The organism is Bacillus sp. J33, assembly GCF_000518885.1.
Taxonomy (GTDB): domain Bacteria; phylum Bacillota; class Bacilli; order Bacillales; family Cytobacillaceae; genus Cytobacillus.
Map to the genome: position 1 here is coordinate 1 of NZ_JAEL01000012.1, position 23,609 is coordinate 23,609.

At 39.4% G+C, this 23,609-nt stretch carries 19 protein-coding genes and 1 pseudogene; 16 read left to right on the forward strand and 4 right to left on the reverse strand.

Annotation, left to right across the window (positions count from 1 at the left end):
* A pseudogene (locus L634_RS33300) lies at positions 1-160 on the reverse strand (IS21 family transposase); the annotation flags it as partial.
* 126 nt (positions 161-286) lie between these two features.
* Complete coding sequence (locus L634_RS0105330) at positions 287-511, reverse strand: hypothetical protein (RefSeq protein WP_026581555.1); 225 nt, start codon at positions 509-511, stop codon at positions 287-289.
* 429 nt (positions 512-940) lie between these two features.
* Between L634_RS0105330 and L634_RS33305 the strand changes: the two genes are divergently transcribed.
* Entirely contained in the window at positions 941-1,102 is a 162-nt protein-coding gene (locus L634_RS33305; RefSeq protein WP_157452361.1) for a hypothetical protein, read from the forward strand.
* 59 nt (positions 1,103-1,161) lie between these two features.
* Here the strand turns inward: L634_RS33305 and L634_RS0105340 are convergent, their stop codons facing one another.
* Positions 1,162-2,661: a recombinase family protein gene (locus L634_RS0105340; protein WP_026581556.1), complete on the reverse strand. Its 1,500-nt coding sequence runs from the start codon at positions 2,659-2,661 to the stop codon at positions 1,162-1,164.
* Between the two features lie 102 nt (positions 2,662-2,763).
* On the opposite strand from L634_RS0105340, the gene L634_RS0105345 reads away from it, so the two are divergent.
* From L634_RS0105345 to L634_RS0105395, 10 genes are all read left to right on the forward strand, one after another.
* Positions 2,764-3,321: a helix-turn-helix transcriptional regulator gene (locus tag L634_RS0105345; RefSeq protein WP_026581557.1), complete on the forward strand. Its 558-nt coding sequence runs from the start codon at positions 2,764-2,766 to the stop codon at positions 3,319-3,321.
* A 409-nt stretch (positions 3,322-3,730) separates the two neighbouring features.
* Positions 3,731-5,311, forward strand: a complete 1,581-nt coding sequence (locus L634_RS0105350; RefSeq protein WP_084028835.1) for a BCCT family transporter — start codon at positions 3,731-3,733, stop codon at positions 5,309-5,311.
* Between the two features lie 27 nt (positions 5,312-5,338).
* The gene (locus tag L634_RS0105355; RefSeq protein WP_026581559.1) at positions 5,339-6,904 is read left to right on the forward strand and encodes an HAL/PAL/TAL family ammonia-lyase; all 1,566 of its coding nucleotides are present in this window, start codon (positions 5,339-5,341) and stop codon (positions 6,902-6,904) included.
* Between the two features lie 584 nt (positions 6,905-7,488).
* A complete protein-coding gene (locus tag L634_RS0105360; RefSeq protein WP_026581560.1) occupies positions 7,489-8,337 on the forward strand; it encodes a helix-turn-helix domain-containing protein in 849 nt (282 codons plus the stop codon).
* A 240-nt stretch (positions 8,338-8,577) separates the two neighbouring features.
* Positions 8,578-9,612, forward strand: a complete 1,035-nt coding sequence (locus L634_RS0105370; RefSeq protein ID WP_051428261.1) for a TRAP transporter substrate-binding protein — start codon at positions 8,578-8,580, stop codon at positions 9,610-9,612.
* Between the two features lie 79 nt (positions 9,613-9,691).
* Positions 9,692-10,213, forward strand: a complete 522-nt coding sequence (locus tag L634_RS0105375; protein ID WP_026581562.1) for a TRAP transporter small permease — start codon at positions 9,692-9,694, stop codon at positions 10,211-10,213.
* Positions 10,210-11,478: a TRAP transporter large permease gene (locus tag L634_RS0105380; RefSeq protein ID WP_026581563.1), complete on the forward strand. Its 1,269-nt coding sequence runs from the start codon at positions 10,210-10,212 to the stop codon at positions 11,476-11,478. The genes L634_RS0105375 and L634_RS0105380 overlap by 4 nt, the downstream gene beginning before the upstream one ends.
* 329 nt (positions 11,479-11,807) lie before the next feature.
* On the forward strand, positions 11,808-12,998 hold the full coding sequence (locus L634_RS0105385; RefSeq protein ID WP_026581564.1) for a Gfo/Idh/MocA family protein: 1,191 nt from the start codon (positions 11,808-11,810) through the stop codon (positions 12,996-12,998).
* A complete protein-coding gene (locus L634_RS0105390; protein ID WP_026581565.1) occupies positions 12,970-14,160 on the forward strand; it encodes a dihydrodipicolinate synthase family protein in 1,191 nt (396 codons plus the stop codon). The genes L634_RS0105385 and L634_RS0105390 overlap by 29 nt, the downstream gene beginning before the upstream one ends.
* A complete protein-coding gene (locus L634_RS0105395) occupies positions 14,147-14,959 on the forward strand; it encodes a sugar phosphate isomerase/epimerase family protein (RefSeq protein WP_026581566.1) in 813 nt (270 codons plus the stop codon). Before L634_RS0105390 ends, L634_RS0105395 begins: the two co-directional genes overlap by 14 nt.
* Positions 14,960-15,226: 267 nt before the next feature.
* Here the strand turns inward: L634_RS0105395 and L634_RS0105405 are convergent, their stop codons facing one another.
* Positions 15,227-16,093, reverse strand: a complete 867-nt coding sequence (locus L634_RS0105405; RefSeq protein WP_026581568.1) for an AraC family transcriptional regulator — start codon at positions 16,091-16,093, stop codon at positions 15,227-15,229.
* 844 nt (positions 16,094-16,937) lie between these two features.
* Between L634_RS0105405 and L634_RS0105420 the strand changes: the two genes are divergently transcribed.
* From L634_RS0105420 to L634_RS0105440, 5 genes are all read left to right on the forward strand, one after another.
* Positions 16,938-17,525: a TetR/AcrR family transcriptional regulator gene (locus L634_RS0105420; protein ID WP_026581569.1), complete on the forward strand. Its 588-nt coding sequence runs from the start codon at positions 16,938-16,940 to the stop codon at positions 17,523-17,525.
* Positions 17,526-17,539: 14 nt separating this feature from the next.
* Positions 17,540-17,917: a DUF6220 domain-containing protein gene (locus L634_RS0105425; RefSeq protein ID WP_026581570.1), complete on the forward strand. Its 378-nt coding sequence runs from the start codon at positions 17,540-17,542 to the stop codon at positions 17,915-17,917.
* Between the two features lie 654 nt (positions 17,918-18,571).
* Positions 18,572-19,498: an ROK family protein gene (locus L634_RS0105430; RefSeq protein ID WP_026581571.1), complete on the forward strand. Its 927-nt coding sequence runs from the start codon at positions 18,572-18,574 to the stop codon at positions 19,496-19,498.
* 12 nt (positions 19,499-19,510) lie between these two features.
* The gene (locus tag L634_RS0105435; RefSeq protein WP_026581572.1) at positions 19,511-22,219 is read left to right on the forward strand and encodes an alpha-mannosidase; all 2,709 of its coding nucleotides are present in this window, start codon (positions 19,511-19,513) and stop codon (positions 22,217-22,219) included.
* A 4-nt stretch (positions 22,220-22,223) separates the two neighbouring features.
* Positions 22,224-23,555: a glycoside hydrolase family 125 protein gene (locus tag L634_RS0105440; protein ID WP_026581573.1), complete on the forward strand. Its 1,332-nt coding sequence runs from the start codon at positions 22,224-22,226 to the stop codon at positions 23,553-23,555.
* Positions 23,556-23,609 lie beyond the last annotated feature (54 nt).

Genomic DNA, 23,609 nt, shown 5'->3' on the forward strand with positions numbered 1-23,609 from the left:
TATTCTGTCTTTTCTTTGGCTTTTGGTTGAAATCCTCCATTTCTGCATACTTCTTAATGGTTCGCGGATCTCTCCCTGTCCTTTTAGCTACACTTGAATATCCGCAGTCTTTATTGTTAACCTCATGTCTGATATAATTAATCTCGGCCACTGCCAACATCTCCTTAAATACCTCCTGCACGTTTTGTACCCAACAGGAAGTGTATGTGTATTTTGGAATGTTGACAAGTGGCCATTTTTAATTTGTGCAGGCCCCTAGGGGCCAGCACAAATTAAATGCCATAACCTACATTTTTATGATGCCATAAACAGTAATCACCTTTATAAGCCTATCTTTATTTCCATTAAAGTCTTTCAAAAAGTTATTTTCTGTAATATCCTCTAACAAAAATATCAAATGTTTTTTTAATTCATTTATGGTTGGATTGTTCTGTAATACTGTTTTTAGTCTTTCAAGCTCAGCTATTATTAGTCCCCAAGTTTGTTTATCTATCTCACTCACAGCAAACAAATTATAACTCTTATAATGTTTTTGAATTGCAAGAGAGAAAAAAGAAAATGTTTCATCTGTGAAATAAATGGAGTCATTGCTCCAGTGATTACCTGTAAATTTTCCAGGTTTTAATTCTACATAACAGTTCCTTCCAATGCCTCAACATCATAAATAATTTGAATAGGCTCACACATTAAGTAACCCCTCCATGTTCTCTCCATTCCTTTAAATAGTATCATGAATTTGTTTAGTAGTTAGCTGCATTATCTGTCACAATAAAATAATTCTTTCTAAATATTACACTGTTAGGAGCAATTTGAGAAAGTGTCACAGTTTGTAAACCAACTCTAATGATAGACATGAAGGGGAAGAATAAACAGTTGTCACAGTTTTATCCCTATTTCTAACTATAGCTCTATAATACAGTCAAACAGGAGAGGATATAAAATGGATCAATTAAAAAATCAGGAAAACAAAGAAATAGAGGTTATTACCTTTAAGACAAAAGATAAGGTTACAGTTAAAGTACATGGTAAGCCTAACCTAGACATGTTAGCTAGAAAGTTTATTGACCTGTACAATCAAAAACTAAATAACTCAGCTAGTTAAAGGAGGAGTCTTTAAGACTTCTCCATTTTTATTTGTATACATAAAAAAAGGAGAGGTTTTTACAACTCTCTCCACTTAATATCTATAACAGGCTCATTATTTGTCTCAGCAGTTTTAGTAAAAACAATCCCTGCAATGATAAGCTTTAATGTAGCATTTTGCTCCTCTAAATCCAACTCCTCAAATGTATCAATCATCTCAATTATCCCTTTTACTTTCTCTACTTGAACAGATGCATCTAAGCTTTCCAGTTTAGTTTGAATTATACTTATTTCATCTTTTAAAGCAGAAATGGTTTCCTCTAAAACCTTCTTTTTCTGCTGATAAGAGTCTTTATCTAACTCTTCATCAAGATAAAGGTCTAACAGCCTTTTTGCTTTTCTTTCCTGCTTAGCTAGGTCAACCTTTAGCCCTTCTAAAGTACATACTAAGCTTTCCTCAATCCCTGATGTATCCTCAGCTAATAAACTAACTAGAGTCTGTTCTAGCTCTTTTTTGTAAAGGTTTAAAGCCTCAAGGACTGCATTTTCTACTTTATAAATAGCTGCTCCACCATTATGGCATTTTGTTTCTAAGTCAATATGATTTCTACAAGGTCTAATTTGATAAAAGGAGTAATTTCTCCCAGTTTTTCTTACTTTATTATTTAGCTGAATTGTCATTCCTTTACCACATACTCCACAAACAAGGAGCTTATTTACAGGTGATTTAATTCCTAAAGATTGCAGATTTTCTTTTGACCTTCTTAACTTAAACAATGTCTGAATCTGATTGAACTCCTGCTCAGTCATGATTGCCTCATGAGTATTTTTAGCAATAGCAGTCTTTTTCAACCTCTTAGAGTTATAACTTGATTCCCCTAAATAAACTCTATTTTGTAAGATACCTAATACCCTGTCAGTTTTAAAAGTATTACCTTTTCTAGACCTGTATCCTAATTTATTTACCTTATCAGCTATCTGTCTTGAGGAGTAGCCTAATAAAGCTAACTCAACCATTTTTCTAACTATCTTTTTCTCCTCAGGATTAACAAGTAGCTGTTTAGTGTTTTTATCCCATGTATATCCAATTGGAGCAATTGATCCAATCCATCTATTTTTAATTGCAACTGCATCATATTTGCCTTTATTTAATCTGTGTCTAATCCTCTTGTATTCATAAGCTGACAATACTGAGGTAAAGCCAAACATTAGCTCCTGATTTTCATCTGAGAGGTCAATGGTGTTATCTGGAGTTTCAATTATAATTCCATGCTCTATAAATATTTCCTTTAATTCTGCTGAGTCTCTTTCATCCCTGCTCAATCTGTCAGGGTGAGTAACAAGTACTCTGCTGTATTTACCTTGGATTATTCCCTCAAGCATCTTTGCTAACTCTGGTCTATTCCAGTTTATTGAGGATTCTACCTCTTGGAAAATGTCATAGCTGTATCCTTTTTGCTCAGCTATTCTAACTAAAGTTTCCCTTTGATTTAGTAAAGTTTCCTCTGTTCCCCCATCTTCCTCTCTGGACTTTCTCACATAAAGTGCAACTTTCAATTTTAGTGCTGTTTGTACCATTTTGTTTCTCCTCCTGTTATGCTCTGATTTTGCCTCTATTACTATAATTAGAGAGCTTTTAAAAACTGTGACATGTTATCAGAGCTATTCAATTATTGGAGGATGAACTGTGTTTTACTGACAAATCCGGAAAATCTCAGAACAAGATTGACAAGTATATTAGCTCAAATTAGACGATTTATGAAGACCTATAAACTCGACAAGCATGAGATGGAAAAATATTATATGGAAATTTACTCTGAGATATTAAACAATAGTGTTTTATTCCGGATCGTTCAGGAGATGCTTCTATTTATTTATCAAATTATTGATTGTGCCCTTCAGGCTGAAACAGTTTCAAAAAATGATGTAATAGAAAAAGGAATCAGATTTATTGAGTTAAATTATAGTGATCCGGATTTATCACTGGAAAAAGTTGCTGAAGAAGTGGGCAGGAATCCTTCCTATTATAGCCATTTATTAATGACCAAGCATGGCACGCCTTTCCGGCAGCTTTTAACAAATGTAAGAATACAAGAGGCAAAACGTCTTTTAACTTCAACGGAATGGTCAATTAAAGAAATAGCTTATAAAGTTGGTTTCCATAATCCCAATTATTTTGCCCGCCTTTTTAAAGAAACTACTTCCTATACACCCAGGGCATACCGATTAAATAAATAATTCATATAACTTCTCTTATAACCTAAAAAAAATATAGAAATCTAAAATATTTATAGATTTCTATTTAATGCAAATGAAAATATCAAAGAAAAGTATTGATGTTCAAAATGATGATGCATTTTTTTATAGCGTTTTATAATTTATAATTTTCTGTAAATTAAAATATAAAAGTAGGTGACGGTCTGGGTTTAGAAGAAAAATGTGCATTCATGCTGATTTTTACTTTATCTCAGTACAGCATCAAAGGAAAGATGGGTGTGCCGGACAGATAAAAATAAACTTACCGGCAGTGCTGCTAAGAAAAAATCAGAACAAGGTCATGATCCTCATCTAAAGATTGTTTTAGCAGAGTTACTACCTTTTCTTTGTATTTTTTTCTGCATTTATTTTGTTAATAGGGGGAGTTTTCATGTCGTTAGAAACCGGTAAGACGAGCAGTCCTGAAATAGTGGCTGAGACAGAACGGAAAACACGGAAGGGTGTTTTCTGGCCAGCATTCCTGATTGTTGGCGGAGGGGCAATCCTCGGAATTGTTAACAACAAAATGCTGGCCGACATTTCTATGAACGGATTCTTAGGCTCACTGCGGGGGCTTGGCTGGCTTTATCAAATAATATCGATTGCAGCTTTGGTCATAGTGGGACTTGTCACTTTTACAAAGCTTGGGAAGGTTCGGCTAGGGGGAGAAGATGCAAAGCCAAAGTTTTCTTTTCCTGTATGGTTTGCAATGGCATTAACGGGCGGCATCGCTACCGGGGTTATCACGTATGGGGTAAATGAACCCATAATCTACTTTGGCAATATTTATGGCGAAATGGAGCAGACAGGGATCAAACCCGGAACCGCTGAAGCGGCCATTTTTGCCATGGGACGCAGCTTCTATAATTGGTCTTTTATCCCTTATGCAATGTATTCACTAAGCGGTTTGGTTGTAGCGTACATGTACTTTAATCGCAAAAAATCACTATCGGTGACAGCCACATTAATCCCTTTATTTGGAGATAGGCTGACAAAGGGGATTTGGACGAACATAATTGATACATTGTCGGTATTGGCTATTGCATTAGGCCTTGCTTCTTCACTTGGTGCAGGCTTGGCTCTTGTTGGTTCAGGAATCGAGACCACCTATGGAATTCAGCAGGGACCTATCATGTGGCTAGTGCTCACCTTTTTGATCACGGGGACATTTACACTTTCCGCCCTGAAAGGATTAGATAAGGGAATTCGAATCTTGTCTGATGTTAATGCCAAAATCTTTTATATTATTTTAATTACCATTATTATTGTTGGGCCTACATTGTACATTTTACGCACTTCAACTGCAGGAATGGGATATTGGCTGCAGAATTTTTGGATTTGGGGACTGGACCCGATTGACATGGGCGGGGAAGCTCTTGTTATGTGGTGGACATTATATGACTGGGCTATCTGGATTGCCTATGCACCATTGATGGGCATTTTCCTGGCTATTATCTCACATGGCCGTACGATTCGTGAGTTTATGATGATTAACTGGATCCTGCCTTCCGTATTCAGCATCATCTGGTTCGGTGTCTGGGGAGGAACGGCTTTATCCTGGCAGCAAAATGAAGCAGTGGACCTCATTGGGACTATAACTGAAAGTGGTGCAGTTGCCGGGCTGTGGGCATTCCTGGCTAATTTGCCGCTGGGCAGTATATTAATTCCTGTTGTGATGATAACACTTATCCTTTCTTTTGCAACCGCCGCCGATTCCATGGTCCGGACTATTTCATCGTTATGTACAGAGAATATACGACATGATGAGGAGCCTGCAAAGTGGAAAAAGCTTCTTTGGGCACTTTCTATTGCCACAATCGCTTTTGTAATGGTGGCTTACGCCGGCGGAGCCCAAGGGGTAGATGGAGTTAAGTATTTGGCAGCACTTGGAGGGTCGGCGGTCCTGTTTATCTTTGTCCTTCAGGTCGCCTCAGCGATTAAGATGTTTTTTATAGATAAAATCGAAAGATAACTGTCACTTTTATAGGGGGGAAGGAGCATGTGTGCAAAAGGTATAAAAAAAGTTGTCTTAGGCAATAGGCTGAAACTGGAAGAGTTTGTAGCTGTTGCCCGGTTTAAGGCTGAGGTTGAATTTTCTTTCCATTATCAGGAGAGGGTAGTCAAATCCCGCCGCCTTTTAGAACAGCAGATGGAGAAGGGGGAAATTATGTATGGAGTGAATACGGGCTTCGGAGCACTCTACACACAAATTATTTCCCCTGAGGAAACAGCCCAGCTTCAAAGAAATATTCTCTTATCACATGCCACCTCTGTGGGTGAACCGCTTCCTAAAGAAGTCGTCAGGGCAACTATGTTAATGGCTCTGCAAAATCTGGGCCAAGGATATTCTGGAGTTCGGCTTCAAACGCTGGAAATGTATCGTCAATTCTTAAATCTGGACTTAACTCCATTTTCCCCGAAGGAAGGCTCTGTCGGATACTTAAGTCCAGAGGCTCATATAGCCTTAGTTTTAATCGGTGAGGGCCAGGCTTATTGGGGCGGAGAGCTAATGCCAGCGAAAAAGGCTTTGCATATGGCTGGACTTGAACCAATTGAGCTTTCAGCAAAAGAAGGACTGGCACTTACAAGCGGAACAACCAGTCCAACCGGAATGGGGGCACTGGCATTGTACGATATGTTAAAAGCAGCTTCCACTGCAGACATCATAGGTGCGATGTCTCTTGAAGTTTTAAAAGGAACCGTTCGTGCTTTTGATGATCGATTAATGTCTGCCCGTCCACATAAAGAACAGCAAGAGACAGCTGCTGCTATACGCCGGCTGCTTTCCGACTCACCCATGGCTAATGCATACAAGGATTTCCGCTTACAGGATGCTTTATCTATTAGGGCTATTCCCCAGTTGCACGGAGCAGCGAAAAAAACCCTTAATGATGCCCTTAATACCATTGAAATCGAAATGAACGGCTGCAGTGACAATCCGATCCTATGGCCAGATAGTGAAGAAGGGGGTACCATATCAGGCTGCAATTGTGATTCCTCCTATGTTGGAATCGAGCTTGATTCTGCCTGTATCGCTGCGACAGCCATTGCCAAAATGTCAGAAAGGCGCAATAGCCGGCTTATCAATGGAAAGCATTCAGGCTTTCCTGATTTCCTAATTAAAAATGGCGGATTAAATTCCGGGTTGATGATTCCACAATATAGCCAGGCAGGACTATTAAATGATATGAAAATACTTTCACACCCAGCAACAGTGGACAGCATCCCCACATGCGGGGATCAGGAAGATTATGTTGCGATGGGGTACAATGCTGCCAAAAAGGCTCGAGAGGTAGCGGCAAAGCTGGAGTATGTGTTAGCAATCGAGCTGTTATCCATTTACACGGCTCATCAATTCACAGACAATGTTCCGGCACCAGGATCTGCAAGCAAAGCTGTACTGGGACGGCTAGCTAATTTTATTCCTAAATTGGAAGAAGACCAATATCTTTACCCTTTTATAGAGGGAATAAGAGAATTGATCCATACTGGTGAAATGATCGGTTGTGTGGAGAATACGCTAGGGAAGATTTTTAACAAAGAATTAAAGGTTGAGGATTTATAAAAAGTGTAGTGGATGTAGTATGTGCACATATTAAAGTTCTTTCATTAAGTCTGAAAATATACACTAAAAAAGAAGGTTCCTAGTTTAACAGGAGCCTTTTTGTTTTGATATATTACATCAATCTCGAAAAAGCAAACTAGGTGTGAATCAAGATTGGTCATGATTTCCACTCCGGGCACTTGCTTTCCGCGGAGAGGAATGAAGCCTCCCCGGCTTCGCCTGTGGGGTCTCCCACTCTCTCTTCTGAGCAGGAGTCAAGTGCCCCCCCGCTCTCATCAACTTAGTTGGTAAACCTTATAGATAGCGCTGAAAAGCAACAAACTTTGCGAAAACAGCGTAATAAAAAGATGGGATGACATAATAAACAATAGTTTCTGCGCACATTAAAAATATCATTCTTAAGTTCTCACTGGATAATGATACGATTCAGTACAAGGATCAACTATATTAGCCAATTGTTATTCTCCTAATAATATTGTGCAGAAATTTATTAAAGGGGAACCTGCGTATGTATCGAATATGTAATAGCAGCAAAAGATTAAAAGACAATAAATATTAAGGTTTATAGACTAGGGAGGGTTAACATGGACAAAAAACTTTTGAGAAGATTTGATTTCCCGGATACAGGGATCATTCTGTATGAAAGTAAACATCGGAGAGGCCAGTTTGTATCTGAACATTACCATGATCATTTTCAAGTTCTTTATGCATTGGATGGGGAAGGTGAAATTACACTTGATGGAAAGGCTTATAATTTTTCGAAAGACAAGGTTGTCCTTATTAATCCGAATTGCATTCACTCGATAAAAGCGACGACTAAATTGACGGTGCTGGTACTTGCGTTTTCAGTACCCGCTTTGAAAGTGGCCATACAGGAGGAGCTGCTAACTTTAATTCAGAAAAATTCCAGACATTTTGAGCTTGACTTTTATACGGCAAGTGAAATACGGCCGTTGTTCAGGAAAATGCTATATGAACAAAAAAATGATGATTTTTTTGGTAATCTGTCCATGCCTGTTTATCTTCTTGAAATCATCATTCAATTGCTGCGTCAGCAAAATTTTTCTTATGTTCAGGATGCGAATGATATTCGTTCGATTCAAATCAAGGAATACATAGAGAGACATTATTTCAATAATATCACGGCAGAAAATCTTTCCTCGGTCTTTGGCATATCAACCAGATATATGAATGATATCTTTAAACGTAAATTCAATGATACCCCGCTGCAATATCTTCAAAAAGTAAGAATTCACCAGGCAAAGGAATTGCTTCTGGAATCCGACCAGGATATTGTATCTATTTGCTTTGAGGTGGGTTATGAAACATTATCAACTTTTTATCGCACTTTCAGAAATTTAGTAGGGATTTCACCAAATAAATTTCGTATGTCCGGTCAGTCACCATCAGACATTACGGATACGGTTTCCTGATAAGCTTCTTATGAAGGCCAAAATGGAAGAGGAAAGAAACAGAAAGGTCCTTCATCGGGCTTATGAAGGCCAAAATCGAAGAGAAAAGAAGCAGAAAGGTCCTTCATCGAATGTAACAAATTAAATATATGTTTCTCCAAAATTAAGAATTTTTCTCTCAAACTCATAAGACTTTAATTGGCGGAAAATTCAAAATAGTAATCAGAGAGAAAACATATTTCTAAGGAGGACAGAGGAATGATGAAAAGAAAATGGGGCATTATTTCAATTAGCATTCTATTACTCTTAATGCTTGCAACTGGATGTGGAAATACAACGGCAACAGAGGGAAGCGGGAAAGCAGAAGAAAAAGGGGAATATGTTATAAAGTTTGCCCATGTTGTAAGCGCTTCAACTGCAAAAGGGAAAGCGGCTGAAAAGTTTAAGGAGCTTTTGGAAGAGCGAACAGACGGACAGATAAAAGTCGAGGTTTTTCCTGATTCACAATTAGGTGCTGACCGAGAAATTACGGAACAGATGCAATCTGGCACCATTCAAATGAACGCTCCATTTACAGGTGTTCTGCCTGCCTTTGTTAAACAATTTGAGGTTTTTGACCTGCCGTTCTTATTTAAAGACCGGGATCATGTGAAGAGAGCGGTAAATGGAGAATTAGGGGAAATCTTCAACCAGCATCTGGAAAAACAAGGTCTTCGCGCATTGGGATATTGGGATGGCGGATTTAAACACTTAACGAATTCCAAGCATACGATTCAAAAGCCGGAAGATCTGGATGGCCTGAAAATGCGTGTTTCCCAAAGCCCGCTATTAATTTCTCAATTCCAGGCAATGGGTGCCGGCGGGGTATCCATCGACTTTGCTGAGCTGTATACAGCCCTTCAAACAAAGACCGTTGATGGACAAGAAAATCCATTAAGCAACATCGTCAGCAAAAAGTTCTATGAAGTCCAAGATTATTTAACTCTTAGCGCCCACGGTTATATGGCCTATCCGTTAATTATCAGCGAGCAATTTTATCAGAATCTTCCAGCAGACCTGCAAAAAGCTGTTGATGAAGTGGCAGCAGAGGTAACGGATTGGCAGTGGGAGCAATCTGCCAAGGACGAAGAGGCTTATATCAAAACAATAGAAGAATCCGGAATAGAGATCACAGAGTTATCAGATTCGGATAAAGAGGCCTTTATACAGGCTACAAGCGGTGTATATGAAGACTTTAAAGAAGTGGAAGGCAGCCAGGAATTACTGGATGCTATTAAAGAAGCGGAAGAGGAATAAATATTGCTTTCCTATAAATTAAAATGCATTGCAAGGACGGCTTTTAGCCGTCTCTTTTTTCAAGAGGGAGGGACATTCATTGAAAAGAATCAATCACTTTCTGAACTATTTCGAAGAATATGCGGGAGTTTTTTCCCTAATCTTTACATCATTGCTTGTATTTTTACAGGTAGTGCTCAGGTATGTTTTTAATTATTCACTTTCGTGGTCAGAGGAAGTAGCAAGATATTTAATTGTCTGGTTTGTATTTATAGGGAACAGTATTGCTGTCAGAGAAAAAGCACATGCTACCATGGATGCTCTTGTTGCCTATTTGCCTGATCAAGGAAAAAAAGTCTTTTCGATGATCGCCAATCTCGTTTCGATTGTTTTTTGTGCTTTTTTAATATGGTCAGGCAGCAGGATCGTTTCTGGTGTAATAGAGTCCGGAAGTGTGACACCTGCTACAGGGATGCCAATGTATATTCCATATCTCGCATTGCCAATAGGTGCAGGTTTGATGCTGATTCGATTTCTGCAGCTTTTTGTTCAGGATCTTAATAGCTTTCGCTCTGCAAGACATACTTTTACCCCGCCAAAAGAGGAGGCTCCGAAGCTATGATGCTATTAATGGTTTTTCTGATCCTTCTTTTATTGGGGGTTCCAATTGCGATAACGATTGCCTTGAGTACGATTATTGTCATATTACAAAGTAATGTCCCAATTGATACTTTGGCAAGAACAATGTTTTCTGGGGTTGATTCCTTCTCGCTGATGGCGATCCCTTTTTTTGTATTCGCAGGAGATTTAATGCTTGCCGGCGGAACATCCAAAAGATTAATAGACTTTACGAAAAAATGGGTCGGGTGGACAACAGGCGGCCTGCCAATTGCCGGTGTCCTATCGTCCATGTTTTTTGCTGCCCTTTCCGGCTCAAGTCCTGCAACCGTTGCCGCCATCGGGGGCATCATGATCCCGTCCCTGAAGGAAGCCCGTTTTTCCGAAAAATTTTCGGTCGGATTAATGTGTGCATCCGGTTCGCTGGGAATCATCATTCCCCCAAGTATTACGTTTTTGGTTTATGGCGCTGTTGCGGAAGTGTCTATTGGCAAATTGTTTATTGCAGGAATCATTCCGGGAGTCTTTATCGGCTTGATCCTAATGATTGTCGGTTATGTTATTGCTAAAAAACAAGGGCACAAGCCGGATCCCAGACCCTCCGGAAAAGAATTATGGAAATCCACCGTTTCAGCCATTTGGGGAATTATGATGCCTGTTATCGTACTGGGAGGCATTTACTTTGGTGTTTTTACACCGACTGAAGCCGCTGCGGTAGCAATTGTTTATAGCATGATTGTTGGCTTTTTCATTTATAAGGAACTGACCTTTAAAGAGTTATTCGCCGTCACAAAACGGTCAATTGTAACTTCTGCCATGATTATGCTTGTCATTTCCGCTTCAAAGGTATTTAGCTGGTATTTAACATATGAGCAAATTCCATCGACAGTTGCGGGAAAGCTAATGGAATATGCAGCCAATCCGATTATTTTCTTAATTTTGGTAAATATCATCCTTTTAATAGTAGGAATGTTTATGGATTCCAGCGCAGCAGTGCTGATCCTGGTTCCGCTGTTCCTGCCGGTGGTGCTTGAGATGGGAATCGATCCGATACACTTTGGCGTCATCATGATCATCAATCTGGCAATTGGAATGTTAACTCCGCCATTCGGCTTGAATCTGTTTGTAGCCTCGGGCATTAGTAAGGTGTCATTGGCTGGTGTAACGCGGGGAACGATGCCATTTATTTTTGTGTTAATTGCTGCTTTAATGGTTATCACTTATGTACCGCAGCTCTCTCTTTATTTAACAAACTTTGTTTATCAATAATCTCTTAAATTCCGCCCCTTCTTCATAGAAGAGGCGTTTTTTTTTGAAAAATAAGTAAGCATAACTTCAATAACTGTTAATATAACATTTACCGGCCGATTTCATAAAAATACCGGACAAATCGAAAAAATGCCGGTCAAAAATAACATTATCTAAGAGAAGACCATTTTTCAACGGATGTATTACGAATAATAGACTTCCCTCTTATCTCCGATATTGCAAAAAGCCTTCCGATATAGATGAGATAATCCATCCTTGTTTTTCTAGAATAAAAGTAAGTTAAACAAATAAACGAATCGGCTTTTAAAGCCAAAAGGAGGAAAAGAATCATGGGAGTTAAGAATATTGGAATTATTATGAATGGTGTAACCGGAAGGATGGGGACGAATCAGCATCTAATCAGATCGATTGTTGCCATTCGCGAACAAGGCGGGGTGGAGCTTGCGAATGGAGATTACATCATGCCGGATCCAGTTCTGGTCGGCCGCAATGAAGATAAATTACAGGCGCTGGCAGAGAAGCACAATATCGGCCGGTGGAGCACAGATCTTGATAAGTGTCTGGCTGATCCGCATAATGTGATTTATTTTGATTCCCAAACAACCGTCCGAAGGGCAGATGCTATCCGAAAAGCGATAAAAGCAGGGAAACATATTTATTGTGAAAAGCCGACCGCTGCCAATTTGGAAGAATCCCTTGAATTAGCGCAGCTGGCCTACGAGTCTGGCGTAAAAAATGGGGTTGTGCAGGATAAGTTATTTTTGCCGGGCCTACTAAAATTAAAAAGATTAGCAGATTCAGGATTCTTCGGAAAAATTCTTTCTGTTCAAATGGAATTTGGCTACTGGGTTTTCGAGGGTGATTGGCAGGCTGGCCAGAGGCCTTCCTGGAATTACCGCAAAGAAGATGGCGGCGGAATCATTGTGGATATGTTTGCCCATTGGCGGTATGTCCTCGATAACTTATTTGGAAATGTAAAATCTGTATCCTGCCTGGGTGTGACCCATATTCCGAAGCGGGTTGATGAGAAAGGTAATCCTTATGTTTGCACGGCCGACGATGCGGCTTATGCAACCTTTGAGCTGGAAGGCGGCATTATTGCACAAGTAAATTCTTCCTGGACAGTCAGAGTGAATCGGGAAGATCTGTTAACGATTCAAGTGGATGGCACCCATGGAAGCGCTGTTGCCGGATTAAGGGATTGTAAAGTACAGCACCGTATTAATACCCCTAAGCCGGTATGGAATCCTGACATTGAAAATCCGTTTAAATTTACAGAACAATGGCAGCCGGTACCTGACAATCAAACCTTTGATAATGGATTTAAGGTGCAATGGGAGTTGTTTTTAAAACATGTTGCAGCGGATGAACCATTTGACTGGGATTTATTAGAGGGTGCAAAAGGCACTCAATTGGCAGAATTAGGCCTTAAATCTTGGGAGGAGCGCCGCTGGATTGATGTACCGGAACTAAGCCTGGAGGTGAGAAAGAATGGGGAAGCTGTTAACTCTGCCAGATAAGAAGGGCGGGACCTATGAATATCGTGTAGGAGATTCTGGTTCTTTTAGCATACCGGAAGGCCAATTCAAAAGCAGAATCGCCTTTTCGGCTGCACATGTCGTTTGCGATCCGCTTGTGAATTCGGACCCCATTTTACACGCAAAGATTGATTGGGAAAACACGCTTGCTTATAGACGGCATCTTTGGTCTCTTGGCCTTTCTGTGGCAGAAGCAATGGATACGGCACAGCGCGGTATGGGACTTAATTGGGAAATGGCAAAGGAGCTCATTTGCCGATCGGCAGCGGAAGCGAATGCAGCAGGAGGAAAGATTGCCTGCGGAGCAGGGACGGATCATCTTCTTCCAGGTCCTTCTGTGACATTGGCGGATGTTCAGGCTGCGTATGAAGAGCAATGTGAATTTGTGGAAAAGAATAATTCGCAAATTATCTTAATGGCAAGCAGGGCACTGGCAGATTGTGCCCAAGGTCCTGAAGAATATGAAAGAGTCTATGGCAATATATTAAGTCAGGTTTCCAAGCCAGTTATTCTGCACTGGCTGGGCGACATGTTCGATCCGGCTCTTCAAGGATATTGGGGTTATAAAAATTTGGATGATGCCATGGAAGTCTGCCTGAATGTCATTTGGGATAACAAAGAAAAGGTCGATGGCATAAAAATCTCTTTACTCGATGCATCACGTGAAATCGAAATGCGCAGACACCTTCCTCCAGGAGTCAAAATGTATACCGGTGATGATTTCAATTATCCGGAACTGATTAAAGGGGATGAATTTGGCTATAGCCATGCCCTGCTGGGTATTTTTGATGCCATAGCGCCAGCAGCGGCTGCAGCTTTGCATGCACTGGATGATGGTGACTATGTGTCCTATAACGCTTTATTGGCAAAGACAGTTCCGCTTTCACGTCATATTTTCCAGGCGCCAACTTATTCCTATAAAACCGGTGTTGTCTTTATGGCCTACCTGAATGGGCACCAGTCACACTTCCGAATGATTGGCGGGGCTGAAAGCGCACGGTCCATTGTACACCTGTCAGAGTTATTTGTATTAGCTGATCAGGCCGGCCTTCTTTCAGAGCCCGATCTTGCTGCTGAAAGAATGAAGCTGGTATTGAACTTAGCCGGAATTCGTCAGGAGGAATTTTACAGTGGAAAACTATGAGAGACTTAGTTTGAATCAAATCACTACTGAACAATGGAACCTTCGTGAAGCGATTGAAGGCTGTGCCAGGGCGGAAGTTCCCTGGATTGCCCCATGGCGGCATAAGGTAGAAGAACTGGGGTTAGGCGTAAGCAAAAGGCTGATAAAGGATGCCGGGCTGAAGGTTTCCAGTTTATGCAGGGGCGGAATGTTCCCGGCAGCAACTGCAAATGAGAGGCAAAAAAGGATTGACTATAACAAAAAGGCGGTGGAAGAAGCTGCTGAGCTGGGAGCAGAAGTTCTCGTGCTTGTCTGCGGCCCGTCTGCTGACCGGGACATTGTGTCTGCCCGGCAAATGGTCGCAGAAGGAATTGCCCAATTGGCTCCTTTTGCAGAAGCATATGGTGTGAAATTGGGAATTGAACCATTGCATCCCATGTATGCTGCAGAACGGTCGGTAGTGGTATCCCTGGACTTAGCGAATACGCTGGCGGAAGCGTACCAGTCTGATCAGGTTGGCGTTGTTGTTGATGTCTTTCATGTATGGTGGGATCCGGATTTATATAACCAAATTAATCGTGCTAAAGGCAGGATATTAGGTTTCCATGTGTCCGATTGGCTTGTTCCAACACCGGATATGTTAAAGGGACGCGGTATGATGGGAGACGGGGTCATTGAAATTAGCCGAATCCGTCAAGCTGTAGAAAAAGCAGGATACAATGGGCCAATCGAAGTTGAAATTTTCAACGACCAAATTTGGAGTCAACCTGCGGATGATACTTTACTCCAAATGAAACAAAGCTATTTAAAGCACGTTTAATAAGGGAGGGAGTGACGATAGTTTGTCGCTTCCTTTTTTAGGGCGCAGATCCTGGCCACAAGAAATAACCAAGTGTTTTATGCAGATCTTCCTTGTTACCTGTCTGATGTGGGATTCCAAAGATGAATTCTCAAGGGAAATGGCTCTGTTAGAGATAAGTGCTGATTTTTATCAATTTCAAAAAGACCAGTCAGATTTTTTCTAACTGGTCTAGAATATTTTACGGAATAACACTTCTGTATATATAATAATCATCCAAGTTTATCACTAACTATTTTTTTCTTTAACCGGCATCCAAATTTCGCTATATACATTTTCCGAAGTACCATTGTGCTTTGTAAAAGAAATTCCAGGCAGATCTGCTACTTCATAACCTGAAGAAGGCAGCCATTCGGAATATATTTTAGCGGTAGTTTCTTGTAGTGCAGCAGGAAATGGTCCTTGATTAGGGAAAATTGCCCATAAACTTTCTTCAATAGAAAGCTGTTCTAAATCATCGAATGGATTTTCTTTTGTAGTTGCAAAACCAATCATATGAGTTAAGCAGCCTTTTTCTTCCAAGAAACCATCATCAAAATCATAGGATACATTCAAGACTTGATGAGGATATAAATCAGCTAATTGATGCATTTCATTTCTTTGCTGTTCGGTAATTGACTTGGCCAGTTCTATGATAGCATTATTTTCACCTTCGAATTGAATTGGCACTCTTTTCGATACACCTACTATATTAAACTTCTCTTTCTTTTCAATTTTGAATTCCATTGATATTCCTCCTTTTATATCTATAAAGAATGAAAATTTGGGAAATGATTTTTGAATTTTGTTTTTTGTTACTTCTGAAGGTAAAAAGCCACTCCATTCACGAAAGGCTCTTGAAAATCCTTCTATAGATTGAAAACCATATTTATAGGCGACATCTGTCACTTTTGCTCCGTTAATTAATTCAACATTTGCAGATGATAATCTCCTATTTTTGATATACTCATTCAATGACATTCCAGCCAAATACGAAAACATTCTTTTAAAATGATAATCAGATATTCCTACAATTTTTGATATATCTTTGCCAGAGATATCTTCCGTCAAATGTGTTTCAATATAGTCCATTAAATGATTGAATTCTTGTAACATTCATTTCCCTCCTTTACAAATACATAATATCGGTAAGAATGATTATTTACCCGATATTTTATATACGGAATTTATCGGAATTCGTCTTTCATGCTTATTATTATAAGCACTTTAATGATCATTTCATAACATTCTATATTAGCCATCTATGACGTTAAATAGTGTAAACGAATATCATTATTGGTATCAGAACTTTATTCATCAGCACATCCGCTGCAAGCTCATACCATCAATCAAGCATGATAAAAATTCAATCCATTTTTCAGATTTTGGACAATGCGATCGATGCAGTTGGAGATGTGGAAAAGCAGGAGTTAGTCGTATTTCCAATGCATTTAAAGATGTTGCAGCAAAAAGCAAGCGGGATCATATTTAAAAAGTAGTCTATTGTATTAAAACATTTTCCAGCTTAAGTAAGGAGAAGAACATCATGTTAAAGTTTTTATTGACATTAGCTTGATTCAGAAATAAAATGAATTTAATCATAATGTTAGTTATTGATAACAAACATTATGATTCTCCTAATTAATGCTGCCATTTTAATCTATAGGTGTCTAAATTGTTGATAACTATGTTTCGAAATGATCCTTTTCCCTTGGAAAAGTTATGAACTAACCGGGATTGGCTGACAGCACAAAAAGTATGAAATCCTCACATCCTTCATCGGTTAAAATTAAACAGAGAATGGATGAACTTTATCGTGGTAGTGGGGTCCTTTTTGAATGTTCTTTTTTGCTGCAAATATTCAAGTAAGTTTTAAATATAAATAACGGCATGTGTAAGTGTCATAATGATGTTAGTTATTAATAACTAAAATTGAGAAAATATAATGTGGGGTGCCTTTATGCAGGAAAAAAAGTTAAACACAGCAGACCGTATTCTTCAATCAGCTCTTCAATTAATGAAGGACAAAGGATTTAATTCAGTAACTATAAAAGAAATCGCCGATGCAGCCAATGTGAGTGAAATGACAGTATTTCGCCATTTTGAAACCAAGAAGGGAGTCTTGGAGGCTGCGATTAAAAAAAATGCGGTTATCCCCAGTTTCAAGAGAAATTTTGAGGAGAATATCGTTTGGGATTTAGATCAGGACTTAATGCTGATAGCTAAGTTATATCTTAATTTAATGGAAAGTAATAAGTCTATTTGTTTAATTGCTGTTCAAGAACGAAATACGATGCCTGAACTAGTTGGATTAATCTCCGATAATACAGAACAGTTAAAAATATTTATTACAGAATATTTTAATGAAATGCAGGTGAAGAAAAAAATAGTTGAATTGGATTCATATGTACAAGCATCGACCTTCTTATCCATGATGTTTGGTTTTTTTATCTCAACAGCTCTATGGGAGACTGAATTTATAAATGTATCTAGGGACGACTTCATTACAAATAGTGTGAAAACATTTTGTAATGGAATAAAAAAGTAAAGGGGTTTTTTAAAATGTTTAATTTAAATAGTCGAGTTCAATATTCAAGACTGGCATTCCTTACTTTAGCATGGATTTTTTCAGTCAGTATTGCTATTCAGACTTTCCTTGCTGGTTTAGCAATCTTCACCAACTATTCATACTGGACGTATCATACAACATTCGTAGTTTGGTTTCAATTTATACCGATCCTAATGCTGGTACTATCTTTTACTGGAAATTTCCCAAAAGTAATTCGCGGGCAAGTTGCTGGATTATTTCTTCTTATAGTTCCACTCCAATATATTAGCGTTAATATACCTGGTTTGGGGGCAATACATCCAGTTATTGCGCTGGTACTGTTTTGGTCAGTATTAGATGTAATAAAAAAAGCAGGAAAAATACATGGATAGATGGCGGATAATTTTTGTTATTAGATAAGAAAATGTAATCGTTAATACAAAGAGTGCTTTCCTGGTTTTAATATTTTTGAAGCATTTTATAATATTAAATAAAAATTTTTTAAAAATAAATGTTAGTTATTAATAACTAACAACAATAAGATGCTTTAAATAAAACTAATTGAATTTGGGGCAGCAGAGAACACAGGACGAAGTAAAAAACAAAAGAAAATTTCCCCTTTATGTATGGCTCACTTAATACCATTACTAAAAATAATCACCAAAATGCGGAAGGCTCCTGCTTTAAAACAGCAGGAGCCTTTATTATTATGTTAGTCGCTTACGGCCTTCGCTTGTAATGTATAAACAGGAATAAAGAATCATTTTTCATCAAAAGGTTATCGCTACTATATGTCTTACGTTGTCATTACCATAAAAGTTAATGATAAAAGCATTTTAATAATCTATATGCCGGTAATTTATCCAATTAAAGCTATGTTTCCTTTTTCTTTAAACTTTCACACAAAAATAGATTAATGATCCAAGCTGGAAAATGGATAAATTTTAGATTAGATGGAATAACTTTATCAGTTTACCAGGATGTGTTGACTCTCGATTTACTTGAACATATGTTTATGGTGAGGATAAGCGGAAGAAGGGGAAGTTATGAGGAAAGCAATTGGCATTGACATTGGGGGAACGAAAATTGCAATTGGAGTTGTAGAAGAGAATGGCCATGTTCTTTCGAATAGGCAATTCCCAACAAAGGTTGATGCAGGCCCTGATTATGCAATAAATCAAATAATTTCATACGTATCAGAAATGAGGGAGAACCACCAAGGGATTGTGGGTATAGGGATTGGGTGTCCGGGACCCATTAATAAGAAGAAAGGAACTATAGACAATCCACCCAATTTGAAAACCTGGCATGGCTATCCGCTCATGCGAAAAATTGATAGCGCTTTCCAAATGCCGGCAAGGCTGCTGAATGATGCTGATGCAGCTGCGTTGGGAGAGTATTTTTTTACCTTTCGAAAAACACATAAGCACGTCCTTTATGTAACCGTCAGTACTGGAATTGGTGGCGGAATTATTATAAATGGCCAGTTATATGAAGGTGCAGCGTCTGGAGCAGGTGAGATAGGACATAGTGTAATACAGCCAGATGGTCCGCTGTGCGGCTGTGGGAAGAGTGGGTGTTTAGAGATATTAGCTTCAGGAACTGCGCTTATGAGGATTTGGAAGAGAAGACTTGTTAATGAGGGCATTCCTGCAGAACCGATTTGGAATGGTAAAGAGCTTTTTGCTAAAGCTGCCTCGGGGGATGCACTCGCAAAAGAGGTTATTGAGGAGGCCTCCACCTATCTTGCGCTTGGGCTAAGCCAAGCCATTCAAACCTTAAATCCCGAACTGCTGATTCTTGGCGGCGGGGTTATTATCGGTCAGCAAGCGTTTTATGAAAAGGTTAAGAATAAACTGCCTGACTTTCTTTTTGACCAGCACAAACAAACCCTGCAAATAGAAAGAGCAAGTCATGGGGCAATGGCAGGTGTAAAAGGAGCAGCTGCTTCCATATTAGAGAATACTAAATAGGAGGAACAGCATATGGAATTGAAAACTACCGCTCATATAATTTCACATTCACATTGGGACCGGGAATGGTATATGCCTTTTGAAAAGCATCGCTATTATCTAGTCAAGCTGATTGATACCCTCATAGAAATGTTTGAAAAGGGTGAAGACTTTCAAAGCTTTCACCTGGATGGGCAAACCATTATCTTAGAGGATTATCTGCAAATTAGACCGGCAAAGAAAGAGGCTCTCAAAAAGCTAATTCAAGCAAAGAAGCTTTATATCGGGCCATGGTACGTTTTACAGGATGCATTTTTAACAAGCTCAGAGGCAAATGTACGAAATTTGCTTTATGGGCTGCAGGATGCGAAGGAATATGGTGCTGTTTCGAAATTAGGGTATTTTCCAGATACATTTGGCATTTATGGCCAGGCCCCTCAATTGCTGCAGCAGGCAGGTATTCATACAGCTGCTTTTGGAAGAGGAGTAAAACCAACTGGTTTTAATAATATGGTGAGTGATGCAAAAACCTTTGAGTCTCCTTATTCAGAGCTAACCTGGAAATCCCCGGATGGATCAGAGGTATTAGGGATTTTGTTTGCGAATTGGTATTCAAATGGAAATGAAGTGCCGGTGGAAAGAGAGCAAGCCAAGAAATATTGGGAAGAAAAGCTTTCAGATGCAAAACGTTATTCCTCCACAACACATCTTTTATTTATGAATGGGTGTGACCATCAGCCTGTACAAACAGATATGGGTGAAGCTATTAAGGTTGCAAAAGAGCTATATCCAGACATTACATTTACACATTCAAATTTTGATGATTATATCGAAGCTCTTACAAAATCACTTCCAGTGAAACTTCAAACCATTACAGGTGAGCTCCGTAACCAGCGTACAGATGGCTGGTCCACTCTTGTAAATACAGCATCAGCAAGAATTTACTTAAAACAGATGAATCAGGAATGCCAAACAATGCTTGAAAAAGTAGCAGAACCAATTGCTGTTTTTTCTTATTTGCTAGGTCAGGATTATCCTCGTGATTATTTACGCTATGCATGGAAAACCTTGATGGAAAATCATCCACATGACAGTATTTGCGGCTGCAGTGTAGATGAAGTTCATCGTGAAATGGTGACTAGATTTGAAAAAGTAAAACAAACAGTGTCCATGATTATCGATGAAAAAACAAAGGAAATTGTATCCCATATAGAAACGGACCAAATGGGAGCGAACGCCATTCCTGTTGTGGTTCTTAACACATCAGGTAACACAAGAGATGCAGTCGTTGAAAAGGAGATAGAGTTAGAGAAAATCTATTTTTCGGAAATGGCATTTTCAGAGATACCAGATACGTTACGTACGAAGGAAATCCCTGATTTAGCAGTAATGGATGCTGATGGAGGAGAACATGAGTGTATCGTAAGCGACCTTGGAGTTCGATTTCATTATGACCTTCCAAACGATGGCTTTCGGCAGCCATATTATGCAAGAATGCTGCGAATCACATTCATTGCTGAAGAACTTCCGGGGCTTGGATATAAGACATTTTTTCTAAAACCAAAAACCCGGCAAGGAAAACTAAACCAACTCCCAGTTTCAAATAGTTACTTCCTGGAGAATGAATATGTGCATATCGGGATTCACGAGAATGGTTCATACACGCTTACAGATAAGGAAACGAATAAAGTGTATAAAAATCTGGGCATCTATGAAAATAGCGGAGATATTGGCAATGAGTATATGTTTAGAAAGCCAGACGGAGAAGTGCCGCTTACAACAGAAGGCCAGAAAGCGAAGATTAAAGTTATCGAAAACAATGCCATTCGATCCATTATCGAAGTGGTGCATGAGTGGGAAATACCGAAGGAAGCTGATGAGCAGCTTGCGTTAGAAAAGGAAAAGCTAGTTTGGCATAAAGACCGCACATCTGGCAGGTCTAATGAAATGGCAACTCTACGCTTAGTAACGCAAATTCAATTAGATCAAATAGCAAAAGGTCCAAAGGTTAAGGTAATGATAGAAAACAACGCCAAGGATCACCGGCTGCGGGTTCTGTTCCCAACAAGCTTAAAAACAACTGAGCATTATGCTGATAGTATTTTTGAAGTGGTTAAACGATCAAATACACCAGAACGGGAATGGGAGAATCCGAGCTTTGACCATCATCAGCAAGCATTTGTAAGTATATCGGACGGGGATTATGGATTGACGATTGCAAACAAAGGGTTACATGAATATGAAATATTGGAAGAAAAACAAACCATTGCAGTTACAATTCTCAGAGCAACATCAGAGTTAGGTGATTGGGGGCTCTTCCCCGCTCCAGAGGCGCAATGTCCCGGAACACATTATGCGGAATGGATGATCATTCCTCATAAGGGGACTGTCATTAGTTCAGAGGCATACAAAGAAGCTTATGATTTCCAAGTACCCGTAGTTTCAGTTCAAACAGATGTGCATGAGGGGGAACTTCCAGCTGAACATACATTTTTCTCATGGGAAGGAAAAGCGGCCGCCTTTTCTTCTATGAAGCTAGCAGAAGAAAGAGATGATGTCATAGTTCGATGGTTTAATACATCAGAACAGGAGGAAATCCTCAGTGCTGCTATCATGAACGGGTCTGCTTCATACAAGAGTACAATTATTGAAACAATAGCAGAGCCGATGAAAGGTCCACAAGTCCAAACTGAAATTAAACCATTTGAAATTTTGAGTTTTGGCTGGAAAGTGAAGGAGTGAAGGGATGAAAAAGGAAAAAGCTATACCAGCATCACTTGCAAAGGTAATCGAAAAGGTAAAGGAACATTTTCCAAATGATAGCAAGCTTCAGCAAATGTTCGAAAAATGCTTCGTAAATACGTATGAGACAACATTAAAGCCACAAGAGGATGGAACCACATTCGTCATCACAGGTGATATTCCAGCGATGTGGCTGCGCGACTCAGCTGCCCAAGTTCGTCCTTATTTAATAGCTGCAGAAGAGGACAAAATGATAGCAGACCTCATTGATGGGGTTGTTCGCAGGCAGTTTAAATATATTTTACACGATCCATATGCGAATGCATTTAATGAGACTACAAATGGAAAGGGACACCAGGAAGATAAAACAGATATGTCACCAATGGTTTGGGAAAGAAAGTATGAAATTGACTCACTATGTTACCCGATTCAGCTTGCATACCTGCTTTGGAAATCAACCGGGAGGACAACTCATTTTGATAATGCATTTGTTCAAGTTCTTAACAACATTCTGCAAGTATGGAGAGTAGAGCAAAATCACGAGGATGAGTCACCTTATCTTTTTGAGAGAAACGATTGCAGACAATCAGATACATTACATAGAGCAGGGAAAGGATCTAAAACAAAAAGAACGGGAATGACCTGGAGTGGTTTTAGGCCAAGCGATGATGCTTGTTTATATGGATATTTAGTTCCAGCCAATATGTTTGCCGTTGTCGTATTAGGATATGCGTCCGAGATATGCAGAAAAGTCCTTCAAGATGAGGTGCTTGCAGGCGAATGTGAAAAGCTGTCATCTGAAATAGAAGCAGGAATTGAAAAATTTGCTGTTTTACATCATCCGATATACGGAGATATGTATGTCTATGAAACAGATGGAATGGGCCATTATAATCTCATGGATGACGCGAATGTCCCTAGCTTATTAGCTGCACCTTATCTAGGCTGGTGTTCCTTTCAAGATAGCACGTATTTAAATACACGCCGATTCCTGTTGAGCAGAGATAATCCTTATTATTACGAAGGAAAGGCGGCAAAAGGAATTGGCAGTCCGCATACTCCTGATCACTATATTTGGCATATTGCATTAGCAATTGAAGGAATGACATCAATTGATGCTTCTGATAAATACAGAATACTGGAGGTGATGAAACATACAGATGGCGGAACGGGCTTCATGCATGAAGGCTTTAATGCGGACCGGCCTCAAGAATTTACTAGAGAGTGGTTCTCATGGGCGAATTCGATGTTTAGTGAGTTTGTGTTAAGTCTTTGTGGATATGCAGTAAAGGGAAGTCCGCTTCATAAGAGCTTGCAGGATGGCAAAAAGGTGTGACAGCTTTAAAAGATTAGCAGCATCTAAGAGTAATTGGAAGTCCGCATCATCCAA

Coding starts and splice junctions, on each gene's coding strand:
- L634_RS33305 (WP_157452361.1), top strand. CDS start 941: ATGGATCAATTAAAAAATCAGGAAAACAAAGAAATAGAGGTTATTACC.
- L634_RS0105340 (WP_026581556.1), bottom strand. CDS start 2,661: ATGGTACAAACAGCACTAAAATTGAAAGTTGCACTTTATGTGAGAAAG.
- L634_RS0105345 (WP_026581557.1), top strand. CDS start 2,764: ATGAACTGTGTTTTACTGACAAATCCGGAAAATCTCAGAACAAGATTG.
- L634_RS0105350 (WP_084028835.1), top strand. CDS start 3,731: ATGTCGTTAGAAACCGGTAAGACGAGCAGTCCTGAAATAGTGGCTGAG.
- L634_RS0105355 (WP_026581559.1), top strand. CDS start 5,339: ATGTGTGCAAAAGGTATAAAAAAAGTTGTCTTAGGCAATAGGCTGAAA.
- L634_RS0105360 (WP_026581560.1), top strand. CDS start 7,489: ATGGACAAAAAACTTTTGAGAAGATTTGATTTCCCGGATACAGGGATC.
- L634_RS0105370 (WP_051428261.1), top strand. CDS start 8,578: ATGAAAAGAAAATGGGGCATTATTTCAATTAGCATTCTATTACTCTTA.
- L634_RS0105380 (WP_026581563.1), top strand. CDS start 10,210: ATGATGCTATTAATGGTTTTTCTGATCCTTCTTTTATTGGGGGTTCCA.
- L634_RS0105385 (WP_026581564.1), top strand. CDS start 11,808: ATGGGAGTTAAGAATATTGGAATTATTATGAATGGTGTAACCGGAAGG.
- L634_RS0105390 (WP_026581565.1), top strand. CDS start 12,970: ATGGGGAAGCTGTTAACTCTGCCAGATAAGAAGGGCGGGACCTATGAA.
- L634_RS0105405 (WP_026581568.1), bottom strand. CDS start 16,093: ATGTTACAAGAATTCAATCATTTAATGGACTATATTGAAACACATTTG.
- L634_RS0105420 (WP_026581569.1), top strand. CDS start 16,938: ATGCAGGAAAAAAAGTTAAACACAGCAGACCGTATTCTTCAATCAGCT.
- L634_RS0105425 (WP_026581570.1), top strand. CDS start 17,540: ATGTTTAATTTAAATAGTCGAGTTCAATATTCAAGACTGGCATTCCTT.
- L634_RS0105430 (WP_026581571.1), top strand. CDS start 18,572: ATGAGGAAAGCAATTGGCATTGACATTGGGGGAACGAAAATTGCAATT.
- L634_RS0105435 (WP_026581572.1), top strand. CDS start 19,511: ATGGAATTGAAAACTACCGCTCATATAATTTCACATTCACATTGGGAC.
- L634_RS0105440 (WP_026581573.1), top strand. CDS start 22,224: ATGAAAAAGGAAAAAGCTATACCAGCATCACTTGCAAAGGTAATCGAA.